This is a genomic window from Dactylosporangium sp. CA-152071 (genome assembly GCF_050936335.1).
Classification (GTDB): domain Bacteria; phylum Actinomycetota; class Actinomycetes; order Mycobacteriales; family Micromonosporaceae; genus Dactylosporangium; species Dactylosporangium maewongense.
In genome coordinates this window covers 1,392,463-1,409,382 of sequence record NZ_JBNJMZ010000002.1, presented here as the reverse complement: position 1 = coordinate 1,409,382, position 16,920 = coordinate 1,392,463, and the positions used below count along the sequence as shown (strand labels likewise).

Below are 16,920 nucleotides of genomic sequence, written 5' to 3'. Positions count from 1 at the left end.
CCGGAGGACCCTGTGGACACGTCCAACGCCGAACTCATCGAGGCACTACGTGGATCGCTGAAGGAGGTGCAGCGCCTGCGGGAACGCAACCAGCAACTGCTCGACGCGGCGAACGAGCCGATCGCGATCGTCGGCATGGCGTGCCGCCTGCCCGGCGGCGTGAACACCCCCGAGGCCCTGTGGCAGCAGCTGGTCGACGGCGTGGACACGATCACCGAGTTCCCGCGCGACCGGGGCTGGGACCTGGATGCGTTGTACGACGAGGATCCGGACGCCCCGGGCAAGTCGTACGTGCGGCACGGCGGCTTCATCGAAGGCATTGCCGACTTCGACGCCGGGTTCTTCGGGATCTCGCCGCGTGAGGCGTTGGCGATGGATCCGCGCCAGCGGTTGTTGCTGGAGGCGTCGTGGGAGGCGCTGGAGCGGGCGGGGATCGATCCGCTGTCGTTGAAGGGCAGCCAGACCGGCGTGTTCGCCGGTACCAGCGGCCAGGACTACGCCACCCGGCCGGACCAGTCCCTCGACGCGCTCGGCGGCTACCTCCTCACCGGGAACGCGGCCAGCGTGGTGTCGGGGCGGGTCGCGTACACGCTGGGTCTGGAGGGTCCGGCGGTGACGGTGGACACGGCGTGCTCGTCGTCGCTGGTGGCGTTGCACCTGGCGGTCCAGTCGCTGCGGCGCGGCGAGTGCGACCTGGCCCTGGTCGGCGGCATCGGCCTGCTCACGACACCGGGCGTTTTCATGGAGTTCAGCCGGCAGCGGGGCTTGGCGCCGGACGGCCGGTGCAAGGCGTTCGGCGCCGGTGCCGATGGCACGGGTTGGTCCGAGGGCGTTGGCGTGCTGGTCTTGCAGCGGTTGTCTGTGGCGCGTCGTCCGTTGGCGGTGGTGCGGGGTTCGGCGGTGAATCAGGACGGCGCGTCGAATGGTTTGACGGCGCCGTCGGGTCGTGCGCAGGAGCGGGTTCTCAGGTCGGCGTTGGGTTCGGCCGGTCTGGGTGTGGGCGATGTCGATGTGGTGGAGGGTCACGGGACGGGGACGCGGTTGGGTGATCCGATTGAGGTCGGGGCGTTGTTGGGGGTGTTCGGTGGTCGGGTTGGGGCGCCGGTGTTGTTGGGTTCGGTGAAGTCGAATGTGGGTCATACGCAGGCGGCGGCTGGGTTGGTCGGCGTGATGAAGATGGTGTTGGCGTTGCGGGCCGGTGTGGTGCCGGCGTCGCTGCACGCGGGCGAGTTGTCGTCGGAGGTGGACTGGTCGGTTGGTGGGGTTGACGTGGTGCGGGAGCCGGTCGAGTGGCCGGTGGTGGGCCGGCCGCGGCGGGCTGGTGTGTCGTCGTTCGGGGTGAGCGGGACGAATGCCCACGTGATCCTGGAGCAGGCGCCGGAACGGCCGGAGCCACAACTGGAACCGGAACTGGAACCGGGCGCGGTGGCGTGGGTGCTTTCAGCGCGGTCGGGGGTGGCGTTGCGGGATCAGGCGGTGCGGTTGCGTGAGTTTGTGGCTGGTGGCGGTGTTCGGGTGGGTGATGTGGCGGTGTCGTTGGCGGCGCGGTCGGTGTTTGGGGAGCGGGCGGTGGTGGTGGGTTCGGACGTCGAGGAGTTGATGGCCGGGCTCGATGCGGTGGTGCCTGGTTCGGTTCGGTCGCCGGGTGGGGTGGGTCTGGTGTTTTCGGGTCAGGGTGCGCAGTGGGTGGGGATGGGTGCCGGGTTGTATGCGCGGTTCGGGGCGTTCGCGGATGTGTTCGATGAGGTGTGTGGGTTGCTGGATGGGTGGCTGGGGGGTGCCGGCTTCGGGGTGTCGGTGCGGGATGTGGTGCTGGATGTGGACGGTGCGGGGCGGTTGGTGAACGAGACCGTGTTTGCGCAGGCGGGGTTGTTCGCGGTGGAGGTGGCTTTGGCGCGGTTGCTGGAGTCGTGGGGTGTGGTGGCTGATGTGGTGGCCGGACATTCGGTTGGTGAGGTGGCGGCGGCGTGTGTGGCGGGGGTGTTGACGTTGGAGGACGCGTGCCGGTTGGTGTCGGCGCGGGGTTCGGTGATGCAGCGGTTGGTGGCTGGTGGCGGGATGGTGGCGGTGCGGGCCGGTGAACGGGAGGTACGGGGGTGGCTGCCGGACGGGTTGGAGATCGCGGCGGTGAACTCGCCGACGTCGGTGGTGGTGTCGGGGCCGGCTGGGTTGGTTGAGGAGTTCGCTGGGGTGATGCGGGGTCGCGAGGTGCGGTGTTCGGTGCTGGGTGTTGGTTATGGCTTTCATTCGGCGCTGGTTGATCCGGTGTTGGGTGAGTTCGGTGCTGCGGTGGAGGGGATCACGGCGGGAGCGGGTCGGGCGGTGGTGGTGTCCGGCTTGACGGGTGCGGTGGTGGAGCCTGGGGTGTTGGGCGAGGCGGGGTACTGGGTCCGGCAGGTGCGGGAGCCGGTGCGGTTCGCGGATGCGGTGGCGGCGATGGTGGGGCTGGGTGTGGGGGTGGTGATTGAGGTCGGGCCGGATGCGGTGCTGGCGCCGATGGTGGCTGAGTGTGTGGATGGCGGGTCGGATCGGGTTGGGGTGGTGGCGGCGCAGCGGCGGCAGGAGCCGGCGGATCGGGCGCTGCTCAGTGCGTTGGCGCAGTTGTACGTGCGTGGGCATGATGTCGCGTGGGGGCGGGTGCTGGCGGGTGCTGGGCGGGGTGTCGATCTGCCGACGTACGCCTTCCAGCGGCAGCGCTACTGGATCGACGCCACGGGATCGGTGCCCGGCGATGTGTCGAAGGCCGGCCTGCAAGCGGCGGACCACCCGCTGGTCGGCGCGGCGATCACCGTCGCCGAGGCCGGCGGCATGGTGTACACGAGCCGGATCTCCGTCCAGTCGCACCCGTGGATCGCCGATCACAAGGTGGGCGGCGTCGTGCTTTTCCCGGGCACGGCGTTCGTCGAGCTGGCGATCTGGGCGGGCGACCAGGTGGGCTGCCCGGTCGTCGACGAGCTGACGCTGCTGGCCCCGCTCGTCCTGCCTGAGCATGAGGCGGTTCAGCTCCAGATCCAGGTGACCGCCCCGGACGACACGGGCCGCCGGTCGCTGACGTTCCATTCCCGGCCCGGTGACGGTGCGGGCGACGACCCGTGGACGCGCCTCGCGGCCGGCTTCCTGACCCGCGGCGCGGCCGGGACCGCGGACTGGGCCGGCGCCTGGCCGCCCGCGGCGGCCGGACCCGTCGACGTCGACCGGCTGTATGAGCAGTCGGCGGCGGCCGGATTCGAGTACGGGCCGACCTTTCAGGGGCTGCGGTCGGCCTGGCAGGGGGATGGCGAGTTCTTCGTGGAGGCGGCGCTACCGGAGCCGGTGTCCGGCGACTCGGCCCGGTTCGGGGTTCACCCCGCCCTCCTCGATGCGGCGCTGCAGGCCGTCGGCTACGCCGGGCTGGTGGACGCGTCGGCCGCCGGCTGGATGCCGTTCACCTGGTCGGGAGTCCGGCTGTGGGCATCCGGCGCCGCCGCCGTCCGGGCCAGGTTGACCAAGGTGGCCGCCGGCGGCGTCGCCGTGGAGATGGTCGACGTCGCGGGCGCACCGGTCGTGACGGTCGAGTCGCTGACGTTCCGTCCGATGGCCACCTTGACCGGCGCCGGCGACGCGCTCGACCGGTCGCTGTTCGGCGTCGACTGGGTGGCCGTCGGGCCCGCCGGCCGGGCGCCGGGCGCGGTGCTCGTCGGCCTGGACGGTGGCGACCCGCTCGCCGCGGCGTACGCGGAAGGTGCGACCACCGGCACCGTATTCCTGTCCGTCGCGCCGTCCGGCGACGCCGACGTCGTCGGGCGGGCGCACGCCATCACCAAGCAGGTCCTCACCACCGTGCAGCGGTTCCTGACCGACGAGCGGCTCCGCGCGGTGCGGCTCGTCGTGGTGACCCGGGGCGCGGTCCCGGTCGGCGCCGAGTCGCCTGACCTCGGGTCGGTGCCGGTGTGGGGCCTGCTGCGCACTGCCCAGTCGGAGCACCCCGGCCGCCTGCTGCTGCTCGACCTCGACCCGGCCGGTGACGACGACCAGACGCTGCCCGACCTGGCCGGGGCGCCGGACGAGGCCCAGCTCGCCCTGCGCAGTGGCACGCTGTATGCCCCGCGGCTCGTGCGGGCGGCACCCGAGCGGGACCGGCCCCAGCCGTGGACCGACGCCGGCACCGTCCTGCTGACCGGGGCGACCGGCACGCTCGGCGCCGCGCTCGCCCGCCACCTCGTGGCCCGGCACGGCGTGCGCCATCTGCTGCTGGTGAGCCGCCGGGGAGCCGGCGCGCCGAACGCGGCGGAGCTGGAGGCCGACCTCGTCGACGCCGGGGCCACGGTGACGATGGCCGCGTGCGACCTGGCGGACCGGTCGGCGGTGGCCGCGCTGCTCGCAAGCGTTCCGGTGGACCGTCCGCTGACCGCGGTCGTGCACACCGCGGGTGTGACCCAGGACGGCGTGCTCGACACGATGGAGCACCGGCACGTCGAGACGGTCTTCCGGCCGAAGGTCGACGCCGCCTGGCACCTGCACGAGCTCACCCGCGACCTCGACCTGTCGGCGTTCGTGCTGTTCTCCTCGACGTCGGGCGTGTTCGGTGGGGCCGGACAGGCCAACTACGCGGCGGCGAACGTCTTCCTCGACGGGCTGGCGGCGCACCGCCGGGCGCAAGGGCTGCCCGCGCACTCGCTGGCGTGGGGCTGGTGGGCCGAGACCAGCGCCATGACCGCGAAGCTCGCCGACACCCACTTCCGGCGAATCGGCCAGGGCGGGCTCGTGGCCATGCCGACCGAGGAAGGGCTGGCGCTGTTCGACCGGGCGATCGCGGTCGAGCGGCCCCTGGTGGCACCGATGCGACTGGACCTGAGCGCGTTCGCCGCGGGGCGCGGCCAGCCGCCGTCGCTGCTGCGCGAGCTGGTCCGGACTCCGGTACGCCAGGCCGCCGCGGCCGCCGGACCGGCCGCGGCGGAAGCCCCGTTCGCGCAGCGCGTCCTCGACCGGCCGCCGGCCGAGCGGCGGCAGCTGGTGCTCGATGCGGTGCGGGCCGAGACGACGGCGGTGCTCGGCCACGTCTCGCCCGATGCGGTCGACGTCGACCGGGCCTTCATCGAGCAGGGCTTCGACTCCCTGACGGCGATCGACCTGCGCAACCGGCTCGCGACGCTGACCGGCCTGCGGCTGGCGGCGACGCTGGTCTTCGACCACCCGAGCGTCACCACGCTCGCCGACCACCTCTACTCGGAGCTGGTCGGAGACGCCCCGGCGGTGACGGCGCCGGCGACCGCGGCCCGTTCCGACGACGAGCCCATCGCCATCGTCGGCATGGGATGCCGGTTCCCCGGCGGGGCGAACTCGCCAGAGGAGCTGTGGGACATGCTCGTCCGCGGCGTCGACGGCATCGCGGAATTCCCGCGCGACCGGGGCTGGGACCTGGACGCGTTGTTCGACGAGGATCCGGATGCGCCGGGGAAGTCGTACGTGCGGCACGGCGGTTTCATCGATGGTGTCGCGGGCTTCGATGCGGAGTTCTTCGGGATCTCGCCGCGTGAGGCGTTGGCGATGGATCCGCAGCAGCGGTTGTTGCTGGAGACGTCGTGGGAGGCGCTGGAGCGGGCCGGGATCGATCCGCTGTCGTTGAAGGGCAGCCAGACCGGCGTGTACGTCGGCACGAGCAACCAGGACTACGCCATCCGTCTGCATCGGACACAGCCGGAGGTCGAGGGCTACCTGCTCACCGGCAACGCCGGCAGCATCCTGTCGGGGCGGGTCGCGTACACGCTGGGACTGGAGGGTCCGGCGGTGACGGTGGACACGGCGTGCTCGTCGTCGCTGGTGGCGCTGCACCTGGCGGTCCAGGCCCTGCGCTGCGGCGAATGCGACCTGGCCCTGGTCGGCGGTGCGACCACCATGGCCACGCCCATGATCTTCGCGAACTTCAGCCGGCAGCGAGGTCTGGCGCCCGATGGTCGGTGCAAGGCGTTCGGCGCCGATGCCGACGGCACGGGTTGGTCCGAGGGCGTTGGGGTGTTGGTGTTGCAGCGGTTGTCTGTGGCGCGTCGTCCGTTGGCGGTGGTGCGGGGTTCCGCGGTGAATCAGGACGGTGCGTCGAATGGTTTGACGGCGCCGTCGGGCCGGGCCCAGGAGCGGGTGCTGAGGTCGGCGTTGGGTTCAGCCGGGTTGGGGCCGGGCGACGTGGATGTGGTGGAGGGCCACGGTACTGGGACGCGGTTGGGTGACCCGATCGAAGTCGGGGCGTTGTTGGGCGTGTTCGGTGGCCGGGTCGGGGCGCCGCTGCTGCTGGGTTCGGTGAAGTCGAACGTGGGCCACACGCAGGCGGCCGCCGGTGTGGCCGGCGTGATGAAGATGGTGCTGGCGTTGCAGACCGGAGTCGTGCCGGCGTCGTTGCACGCGCGTGAGTTGTCGCCGGTGGTGGACTGGTCGGCCGGTGGCGTCGAGGTGGTGCGGGAGCTGGCGGATTGGCCGGTCGTTGACCGGGTTCGGCGGGCGGGTGTGTCGTCGTTCGGGATCAGTGGGACGAATGCCCACGTGATTTTGGAGCAGGTGCCGGAGTCTCCTCTGTTGGAGCGGGAGGCGGTTGGAGGTCCGGTGGCGTGGGTGTTGTCGGCGCGGTCGGGGGTGGCGTTGCGGGATCAGGCGGTGCGGTTGCGTGAGTTCGTGTCGGGCGGTGGTGTGCGGGTTGGTGATGTGGCGGTGTCGTTGGCGGCGCGGTCGGTGTTCGGGGAGCGGGCGGTGGTGGTGGGTTCGGACGTCGAGGAGTTGATGGCCGGGCTTGATGCGGTGGTGCCGGGTCCGGCGGTTCGGTCGCGGGGTGGGGTCGGCCTGGTGTTTTCGGGCCAGGGGGCGCAATGGGCCGGAATGGGCGCTGCACTGTATGCGCGGTTCGGGGTGTTCGCGGATGTGCTCGACGAGGTGTGTGGGTTGCTGGATGGGTGGTTGGGTGGTGCTGGTTTCGGGGTGTCGGTGCGGGATGTGGTGCTGGACGTGGACGGTGCGGGGCGGCTGGTGGACGAAACCGTGTTTGCGCAGGCGGGCTTGTTCGCGGTGGAGGTGGCGTTGGTGCGGTTGTTGGAGTCGTGGGGTGTGGTGGGGGATGTGTTGGTTGGGCATTCGTTGGGGGAGTTGGTGGCGGCGTGTGTGGCTGGGGTGTGGTCGTTGGCGGATGGGTGTCGGGTGGTGGCGGCGCGGGGTCGGTTGATGCAGGGGTTGGGGGAGGGGTTGATGGTGGCGGTGGCGGCTGGTGTGGATGTGGTGGTGCCGTTGTTGGTGGATGGGGTTGAGGTCGCGGCGGTGAATTCGCCGTCGTCGGTGGTGGTGTCGGGGCCGGTGGGTGCGGTGGGTGTGGTGGAGGAGCGGTTGGTGGCGGCGGGTTGTCGGGTGCGGCGGTTGCGTGGTGGTCGGGGGTTGCATTCGGGGTTGGTGGAGCCGATGTTGGCGGAGTTTGCGGCGGTGTTGGCTGAGGTGACGTTCCGGGTGCCGAGGGTGGCGTTGGTGTCGACGGTGTCGGGTCGGGTTGATGAGGAGGGGTGGGCGGATCCGGGGTATTGGGTGCGGCAGGTGCGGGAGCCGGTGCGGTTCGCGGATGCGGTGGCGGCGTTGGTGGGGCTGGGTGTGTCGACGGTGGTGGAGGTCGGGCCGGATGCGGTGCTGACACCGATGGTGGCTGAGGGTGTTGATGGTCGGGTGGGGGTGGTCGCGGCGCAGCGGCGGACGGTGGACGGGGTCCGGCAGGTGCTGACGGCGGCGGGTGAGTTGTTCGTGCGGGGGCATCGGATCGACTGGGGGGCCGTGCACGCGGGTGTCCCGGCCCAGCCGGTGCAGCTGCCGACGTACGCCTTCCAGCGGCAGCGCTACTGGCTCGACAGCGCGCCGGCGGACCATGCACCCGGCGGCCTCGACCATCCGCTGCTGAACACCGCCGTCGAGCTTGCCGAGAGCGGCGAGACGGTGCTGACCGGTCGTCTCTCCGCCAGCGTCCACCCATGGCTGGGCGAGCACGTCGTGGGCGGCCGGCGGCTGCTGCCCGGGACCGCGTTCGTCGAGCTCGCGCTCCGCGCCGGCCGGGAGGCCGGGTGCGATCGGCTGGAGGAGCTCACGCTCAGCAACCCGCTGGTCCTGCCGGACGACCGCGCGACGCTCGTCCAGCTCCGCCTCGCGGCCCCGGACAGCAGCGACCGCCGGGCACTGACCGTGTACTCCCGCGAGGATGGGGCCGACCCGGCCGAGCCGTGGTCCGTCCACGCGCAGGGTGTCCTCGTGCCGCAACCGGCGTCGCCCGGCGCGCCTGCGGCACCGGCGTGGCCGCCCACCGACGCGGAGCCGCTCGACGTCGACGACCTCTACGAGCAGTGCGAGCGCGCCGGCTTCGACTACGGACCGGTGTTCCAAGGGGTCCAAGCCGCCTGGCGGCATGCCGGCACGGTGTACGTCGAGGTGCGGCTGCCGGACACCGAGGCGGCCGAGGCCGCGCGGTTCGGGGTGCATCCGGCGCTGCTGGACGCGGTGCTGCACGTCGCCGGGTACGGCCCGTTCCTCGGCGACTCGAGCACCGGCGCCGTGCCGTTCATGTGGTCGGGTGTGACCCTGGCCGCCGGTGGGGCGACGGTGCTGCGCGCCCGGCTCACTCCGGGCGATGCCGGGGCCCTGGGCCTCACCGCGTTCGACACCGAGGGCAATCCGGTCCTCGCGGTCGACGAGCTTGCGCTGCGCCCGCTCGGCCCGGCCCCGGCCGTCGGCAACGCCATGTTCCGCCTGGACTGGGCGGCGTTGCCCGCGGCCACCGAAGGGAGGACCGCCGAACGGTACGGCTGGCTGGGCCAGGACACGTTCGGCCTCGGCGGGCCGGCCTGGGCCGACCTGGAAGCGTTCCCCGGGGACAGCGGGACCCTTCTGGTCCCGGTCGCCGGCTCGCCGACGCCGGCCGCCGAAGGTGGCGACGCCGGGCCGGACGTCCCGGACGCCGCCGCCGTCCACGCGACCACGCTCCGGACGCTCGAGCTCGCCCAGGCGTGGCTCGCCGACGAGCGGTGCGCGGCGAGCGGCCTGATCGTCGTCACCCGTGGTGCCGTGCCGGTGCTCGGCGGCGACGTGGCAGACCTCGCCGCGGCGCCGGTCTGGGGGCTGCTCCGGTCGGTGCAGTCCGAGCACCCGGGCCGGCTCGTCCTGGTGGACCTGGACCCCTGGGCGGCGCCGCCACCGGTCGCCGAGTTCGTGTCCGCGGTGCAGGCGGCCGGTGAGCCGCAGCTGGCGTTGCGGGACGGCGGGTGGCACGTCCTGCGGCTGGCCCGGGCGACCCGGGACCGGTTCGACTTCCCGGCCCTTGAGCCGTGGCGGCTGGACGTCGGTACCGCCGGAACGATCGACGGCCTCGCCGTGGTGCCGGCACCGGAGGTGGCCGCCCCGCTGACGGCCGGTCAGGTCCGGGTGTCGGTCCGGGCGGCCGGGCTCAACTTCCGCGACGTCCTCAACGTCCTCGGGCAGTACCCGGGCGATGCCGGCCGGATGGGTCTGGAGGGCGCCGGCGTCGTCGTCGAGGTCGGCCCCGAGGTGGCCGGCCTGGCGGTCGGGGACCGGGTGCTCGGCCTGCTCCCCGGCGCGTTCGGGCCGACCGCCGTCACCGACCACCGGCTGCTCGCGCCGGTCCCGCCCGGCTGGACCTTCAGCACGGCCGCCGCGGTGCCCGTCGCATTCCTGACCGCCTACTACGGGCTGCACGACCTCGCCGAGGTGCGCCCCGGGGAACAGGTGCTGGTGCACGCGGCCGCCGGCGGGGTCGGCATGGCCGCGGTGCAGATCGCCCGGCTGCTCGGCGCGGAGGTCTTCGCGACCGCGAGCCCGGCCAAGTGGGCGGTCCTGCGGCGGCTGGGCCTCGACGACTCGCACATCGCCTCGTCGCGGGACACCGAGTTCGAGGCGAAGTTCCGCGCCGGGACCGGCGGGCGAGGCGTCGACGTCGTCCTGGACTCCCTGTCCGGGCGGTTCGTGGACGCGTCGCTGCGCCTGCTGGCGCCGGCTGGCCGGTTCGTCGAGATGGGCAAGGCCGACGTCCGTGACCCGGCGGCCGTCGCCGCCGAGTTCCCCGGTCGGTCGTACCGCAGCTTCGAGCTCGTCGACGCGGGCCCGGACCGGCTGGGCGAGATCCTCGCCACCGTGCTGTCCGGGTGCTCCGCGGCGACGCTGGAACCGCTGCCGGTCCGCGCCTGGAGCATGCACCGGGCCGTCGAGGCGTTCCGCTGCATGAGCCAGGCCCGGCACGTCGGGAAGATCGTGCTCACCCTGCCGCCGCCTCGGCGGCTGTCCGGCACGGTCCTCGTCACCGGCGGCACCGGCACCCTCGGCCAGGCGGTGGCCCGTCATCTGGTCACCGCCCACGGCGCGACGAGACTCGTGCTGACGAGCCGGCGCGGACCCGACGCCGAGGGCGCCCGGCAGTTCGCGGAAGAGCTGACCGCGCTCGGCGCGGAGGTGGTCGTCGCCGCCTGCGACGCCGCGGACCGGCCGGCCCTCGCCGCACTGCTGGCCGACGTCACCCGGCAGGGGCCGCTCACGGCCGTGGTCCACGTCGCCGGCGTCGTCGATGACACGGTGGCGCTGTCGCTCACGCCGCAGCGGCTGGCCGAGGTGCTGCGGCCGAAGGCGGACGCGGCGCTCAACCTGCACCAGCTGACCAGCACCATGGACCTGTCGGCGTTCGTACTGTTCTCCTCGGCCGCCGGGGTGCTCGGCGGGCCGGGACAGGCCAACTATGCGGCGGCGAACGTCTTCCTCGACGCGCTGGCGGCCCGGCGCCGGGCCGCGGGGCTGCCGGGCCAGTCGCTGGCATGGGGACTGTGGGAGCAGACCAGCGGCATCACCGGGCGGCTGAGCACGGCCGACCGGGACCGGATCGCCCGTTCCGGGTTCGAGCCGCTGCCCACCGGCGAGGCGCTGGCGCTGTTCGACGCGGCGGGGGAGACGGCCGATCCGGTCGTGCTGCCGATGCGGCTGCACGTCGCCACGCTCGCCCGGTCCGACGGCGGTGCGGTGCCGCTGCTACGCGATCTTGTCCGGCCCGGGAGCCGGCGGCGGACCGCGGCCGCGGCGCCGCGGGACGGCGTCGATGGCTGGCCGGCCCGGTTCGCCGCCGCGCCGGCCGGCGAGCGCGACCGGCTGCTGGTCGAGCTGATCGTGGGGTGCCTGGCCGGCGTACTGGGGCACTCCTCCACCGCTCAGGTGGGGTCCAGCCGGCCGTTCCTCGAACTCGGCCTGGACTCCCTGACCGCTGTCGAGCTGCGCAACAAGCTCGGCGCCGCGATCGGCCTGCGGTTGCCGGCGGGCATCGTGTTCGACCACCCGACGGCCGACGCGCTCGCGGCCGCGCTGCACGCGCGGCTGGCGGCCCGGCCCGCGCCGGACGACCCGCAGCAGCGGGCCGACCCGGACGACGCCGGCGAACTGGGGCCGGTCGCCTCGCTGTACTGGCGGGCCTGCGAACAGGGCAAGTACGACGAGGGCTCGATGCTCCTGCGGCTCGCCGCCCAGCTGCACCCCATGTTCGACGCGGCGGCGGCCCGCGACGTCGCGCCCGGCGCGGTGCGGCTGACCGGCGGCAGCCGTGCGCCGATGGTGCTGTGCCTGCCGTCGACCACGCCGGTCGCGGGGCCGCACGAGTACGCCAAGTTCGCCGCGTACTTCCGCGATCGGCGGGGCGTGGCGGTGCTGCCGCAGCCCGGGTTCCTCGACGGCGAGCCGCTGCCGGCCGACATGGACGCGCTGGCGGCCGCGCAGGCCGACGCGGCGCTGCGGTGTGCCGGTGAGGGGGCGTTCGTCCTGGTCGGCCGCTCGGCCGGCGGCTGGATCGCGCACGCCGCGGCGACCCGGCTGGAGCAGGCCGGCCGGGCACCCGCCGCGGTCGTCCTCATCGACAGCTACTCGCCGACGCTCGGGTACAGCTGGCTCAATACGTCGATCACCAGACACATGATCGACCGGGAGAGCCGGTTCATGCTGTTCAACGACAGCCGACTGACCGCCATGGGCGCCTATCACCGGCTCATGGCCGACTGGCGGCCGGCGCGGACCGGCGTGCCGACGCTCTTCCTGAGGGCGGCCGAGCCGTGGTCGCCGGAGGTCGTGGATCTCGCGGGCGGCGGCGACGGCTGGCAGGCGCGGTGGGACCTGCCGCACACCGCGCTGGAGGTACCGGGCAACCACTTCACGCTGCTCGAGGAGCACGCCGAGGCGGCGGCCGCGGCCGTCGACGCCTGGCTGTGCCGCAACTTCGACGATGAGGAGTTCGGATCATGAGAATTGGCATCGCCGGCGCGGGGCTCGGCGGGCTGGCCTGCGCATACGCGTTGACGAAGGCCGGCGGGCACCAGGTGACGGTGTTCGAGAAGGCCGGCCGGCTGCCGACCAGCGGCTACGGGCTGCTGCTGTGGCCCAGCGGCACCGGGATCCTGCGCGACCTGGGCTTCCCGGCCGGCGAGATGGGCCACCGGCTGGAGCGGCTGGCGATCCACACCGCTGACGGAGCAGCGCTGATCCGGCTGGATCTCAACCGGATCGCCCGCCGCTACGGTGCCCCCAACGTCGTGTTCCTGCGCGCCGAGCTGCTCGGCCGGCTGGCCGCCGAGCTGCCGGCCGGCTGCCTGCAACTGGGTAAACAACTCGCCGCCGTGCACGAGGACCGCCCGGACGGCGCGGTCACCCTCGCCTTCGCCGACGGCACCACGTCCGAGGTCGACGTCCTGATCGGGGCGGACGGGCTCGGCTCGCGGGTCCGCCGGCACCTCTTCGGCGAGCACGACCGCGCCGCCTACACGGGCTGGGCGACCTGGCACGGCGTGAGCCGGGTGGACACCGAGCTGACCGGGACCCGGCGGGTCAAGACCCTCACCGCCAAGGAAGCCATGTGCGTGATGCACTCGCTGGGTGGCGACCTCATCTACTGGGCGTTCGAGACGCCGTGGACGGTGGGGTCCGCGACGCCGCCGGGAACGCTGGCGGACGGGATCGCCGCGCGGGCGCTCGACGAGCAGAGCGTCTCACCGGCCGCGAGTCTCAAGGCCCGCTTCGCCGGGTTCACCGATCCGATGCCGCAGCTGCTGGACGTGATCACCGACGACGACATCACGATCTTCCCGCACGTGCTGCACCAGGTACCCAAGACGTGGAGCCGCGGCAGGATCACGCTCATCGGTGATGCGCTGCACGCCGTGCCGCCGCGGGCCGGCATGGGGGCCAACCAGGCGCTGGAGGACGCCTGGGTGCTCAGCCGCAGCCTGCTGCGGGCCGCCGCGCCGGAGGAGGCGCTGCGCGAGTACGAGCGCAAGCGGCGCCGCCGGATCCGCCGGCTGTACCGGTACGCGTCGATGGGCATCCGGGAGAACGGCGCGCCGTCGCCGCTGCTGCGGATGTCGCGCCGCGGTGTGCCGATCACCGGCGCGCAGAGTTTCATCATCCGGGCGCTCAGCAATTATCTGGCGGATCGCGATGGTCGATCAGCGGCGGCCGAATAGGGGCGGTGCAGGTTAGGGGTTGTGTGGCCGGAGACTTCTGGAAAGAGTGATGGAAACATCAATGGCGGCCGCTCGAACAAGGGGATCAATCGATGTCCGACGAACACATCGAACAGCCCGATTTCGCCGAGATCTTTCCGCTATTCTTCGGCCATTCTTATTCGCAGGTGGTGACCACTGCGGTACGCCTGGGAATACCCGACGTGCTGGCCGGCTCGACGATGTCGGTGGACGAGATCGCGGCGGCCACGCAGACGCACGCCTCGTCCCTGCACCGCCTGCTACGGGCCCTCGTCGCGCTGGACGTCGCCACCGAGTCCGCCGACGGCGGGTTCGCCCTGACCCCGATCGGGGTGCTGTTCTGCAAGAGCACCCCGACGCCGGTCCACGGGGCGGCGTTGATGTGCGGCGACCCGACACTGTGGCAGGCGTGGGGCGCCCTCGAACTGGCCGTGCGTCACGGCAACACCGGCTTCTACCACGCCTTCGGTCAGGTGATCTGGGACCACCTGGCCGACAACCCGGTGCTGGCGGAGCGGATCTACGGCACGATGAAGGCCACGACGTCGCTGCTGGCCCCGGCGGTGGTCGCGCACTACGACTTCTCGCCGTTCACCCGGATCGTCGACATCGGCGGTGGTGACGGCTCGCTGCTGTCCACCGTCCTCGTCGCCACCGAGGGTGCCTCGGGCGTGGTGTACGACATCGAGCCGGCCCTGCGCGAAACGCCGGGCGTGCTCGAGGCGGCCGGGGTGTCCGGGCGCTGCGAGGTCCAGCGCGGCGACTTCTTCCGCTCGGTCCCGCCGGGCGCTGACGCGTACCTGCTCAAGCACATCCTGCACGACTGGGACGACGACGCGTCGGCGCGGATCCTGCGCAACTGCCGCGACGCGGTGGCGGCCGACGGCAAGATCCTCGTGCTCACCTCGGTCGTCCCGGCCCAGGACGAGGTGACCGATCCGATGGCCCGCAGGGTGCTGGCCATGAGCGACATGGAGATGATGGCCTTCCACTCCGGTCGCGAACGCACGCTGGAGGAGTTCGAGGCCCTGTTCGGCAAGTCCGGCCTGCGACTCGGCGCGGTGGTGACGGTGCCCGAGCACCCGAACTTCCACGTGCTGGAAGCGCTGCCGGTGTGACCCTGCTCGGGATCGACCTGGGCGGCACGAAGGTCGCCCTGCGGGCCGTCGGTGACCGGGGTGTGCACGAGGACGTGTTCACCTGGCCGGTCGCCGGCGGCCTCGCCGCGGATCTGGAGGCGTTGACCGGCGCGGTTCGTGCGCTGCTCGCGCGCGCCGGCGGGGCGGTCCGGTCGGCGGGCGTGGCGCTGCCCGCGACGGTGGACGGGCACGGCCGGATCTCGGCCTGGCCGAACCGGCCGAGCTGGATCGGCCTCGACGTGCCGCGGACCTTGGCGGCGCTCGTGCCCGGCGCCGCGGTCCAGTGGGGCGACGACGGCGACGTGGCCGCCGTGGCCGAGTCCAGGCACACCGGCTGCGGTGACCTGCTCTACGTGGGCGTGGGCACCGGGATCGGTGGCGGGCTGGTGCTCGGCGGCCGCATGGTGCCCGGTCCGGCGCTGGGCTCCTTCGAACTGGGCCACCTGCCGGTGCGCCCGGCGGGACCGCGCTGCCGCTGCGGCCGGCAAGGCTGCCTGCAGGCGGTGGCGTCCGGCCCGGCCACCCTGGCCCGCGCGGCCGCCCTGCGCCGGCGGGCCGTGCCGGCCGAGGAGTTCGTCGGGGCATTCGCGGCCGCCGAACCCTGGGCGGTCACGGCGCTGCGGGACGGCACCGACGCCGTGGCGCTGGCCGTCGTCGGCGTCAGTGAGCTGCTGCACCCTGCGCTGGTCGCCGTCGGCGGCGGATTCGCCGGCGCGGTGCCCGGCTACGCCGGGCTGGTCGCCGAGCAGGTCGCGCGGTTGGCGCGCACCGGCCAGCCGCCGGCGGCCGTGGTGGCGGCGGCGGTGCCGAACCCGTCGCTGCGCGGGGCGCTGCTGCTGGCCGAGGACGCCGCGGCATTGTCGCCAATGATTTGACCGGCCGGTAAAAAATTATCGTCGCCGATAGGGGTTGTGGCCGCCGCACGGCCTTGGTGGCGGTGAACGGGCATAGGGGTTGAGGCGCCCGACGGGCGAGGATACCGTTTGGTCAGCATCTGTCGATATCTGTACGTCATGGGCGGTCGACGACAATCGCGCGCCGCGTCGAGGCGACGCATTTCTCTTTCGTGTGCCGTTCCCCGTTGGAAGGCGAATCCGCATGAATGAGCATGGTGCTCCGATGGAATTTCCGAACTGGCCGCAGTTCGGGGACGAGGAGCGGGCCGGGCTGCTACGCGCGCTCGGCCAACCCGGGTGGTGGCGCATGGCCGGCGGCGAGGTGGACGAGTTCGAGCGTGAGTTCGCCGCGTATCACGGTGCCGCGCACGCGCTCGCCGTGACGAACGGTACCCATGCCCTGGAGCTCGGTCTCGAGGTCCTCGGCGTCGGCCCCGGCACGGAGGTCATCGTGCCGGCCTTCACGTTCTTCTCCTCGGCGCTGGCCGTTCAGCGCCTCGGCGCGGTCGCGGTGCCGGTGGACGTCGACCCGGACACGTACTGCCTGGACAGGGCGGCCACCGAGGCGGCGATCACCGGGCGCACCCGGGCGGTGATGCCGGTCCACATGGCCGGCCAGGTGGCCGACATGGACGCCCTGGGCAAGCTGGCCGCCGCCGCGGGGATCGCGATCATCCAGGATGCCGCGCACGCGCACGGTGCCCGGTGGCACGGCCGGCGCGTCGGCGAGCTGGGCTCGGTCGCGGCGTTCAGCTTCCAGAACGGCAAGCTGATGACGGCCGGCGAGGGCGGCGCGCTGGTGTTCGCCGACGACGACCTCTACGAGGCGGCGTTCCTGCGGCACAGCTGCGGCCGGCCCCGCGACGACCGGCACTACCGGCACCGCACCGGCGGGTCCAACTTCCGGCTCAACGAGTTCTCCGCCGGCGTGCTGCGGGCGCAGCTCGGCCGGCTGGACGAGCAGACCGCCGTGCGCGAACAGCGGTGGGCGCTGCTGCGCACGCTGCTGGCCGAGATTCCCGCGGTGGTGCCGCAGGGAAGCGACCCGCGGTGCGACCGCAACCCGCACTACATGGCGATGTTCCGCCTGCCCGGCATCGGCGAACAGCGGCGCAACGCCGTCGTCGACGAGCTGGTGGCGCGGGGTGTGCCGGCCTTTGCCGCCTTCCGCGCGATCCACCGCATCGCGGGCTTCTGGGAGCGCGGCGCGCCGGACGAGACGCCGGACGAGATCGCCGAGCGGTGCCCGGTATCGGAGGCCATCAGCGCGGACTGCGTCTGGCTGCACCATCGGGTCCTGCTGGGCACGCAGGAGCAGATGCACGCGGTCGCCGGGGTGCTGGCCGAGGTGCTCGACTCGTCGCCGCGGCGATGAGCGGG

The 16,920-nt window shown here is 73.0% G+C and carries 5 protein-coding genes; all 5 read left to right on the top strand.

The annotated features are described in order from the left end of the window. The first annotated feature begins 12 nt into the window (after positions 1-12). On the top strand, positions 13-12,270 hold the full coding sequence (locus ACQEVZ_RS46325; protein ID WP_433380309.1) for an SDR family NAD(P)-dependent oxidoreductase: 12,258 nt from the start codon (positions 13-15) through the stop codon (positions 12,268-12,270). After that, the gene (locus ACQEVZ_RS46320) at positions 12,267-13,484 is read left to right on the top strand and encodes an FAD-dependent monooxygenase (protein WP_433380306.1); all 1,218 of its coding nucleotides are present in this window, start codon (positions 12,267-12,269) and stop codon (positions 13,482-13,484) included. Before ACQEVZ_RS46325 ends, ACQEVZ_RS46320 begins: the two co-directional genes overlap by 4 nt. A 92-nt stretch (positions 13,485-13,576) precedes the next feature. Then, positions 13,577-14,623: a methyltransferase gene (locus ACQEVZ_RS46315; protein ID WP_433380303.1), complete on the top strand. Its 1,047-nt coding sequence runs from the start codon at positions 13,577-13,579 to the stop codon at positions 14,621-14,623. Then, entirely contained in the window at positions 14,620-15,519 is a 900-nt protein-coding gene (locus tag ACQEVZ_RS46310; RefSeq protein WP_433380300.1) for an ROK family protein, read from the top strand. Before ACQEVZ_RS46315 ends, ACQEVZ_RS46310 begins: the two co-directional genes overlap by 4 nt. 223 nt (positions 15,520-15,742) lie before the next feature. Further along, entirely contained in the window at positions 15,743-16,915 is a 1,173-nt protein-coding gene (locus ACQEVZ_RS46305; RefSeq protein ID WP_433380297.1) for a DegT/DnrJ/EryC1/StrS family aminotransferase, read from the top strand. The last annotated feature ends 5 nt before the right edge of the window (positions 16,916-16,920 follow it).

What these genes read in the sequence shown, in the direction of transcription:
- ACQEVZ_RS46320 (WP_433380306.1), top strand. Translation starts at nt 12,267, where the DNA reads ATGAGAATTGGCATCGCCGGCGCGGGGCTCGGCGGGCTGGCCTGCGCA.
- ACQEVZ_RS46315 (WP_433380303.1), top strand. Translation starts at nt 13,577, where the DNA reads ATGTCCGACGAACACATCGAACAGCCCGATTTCGCCGAGATCTTTCCG.
- ACQEVZ_RS46305 (WP_433380297.1), top strand. Translation starts at nt 15,743, where the DNA reads ATGAATGAGCATGGTGCTCCGATGGAATTTCCGAACTGGCCGCAGTTC.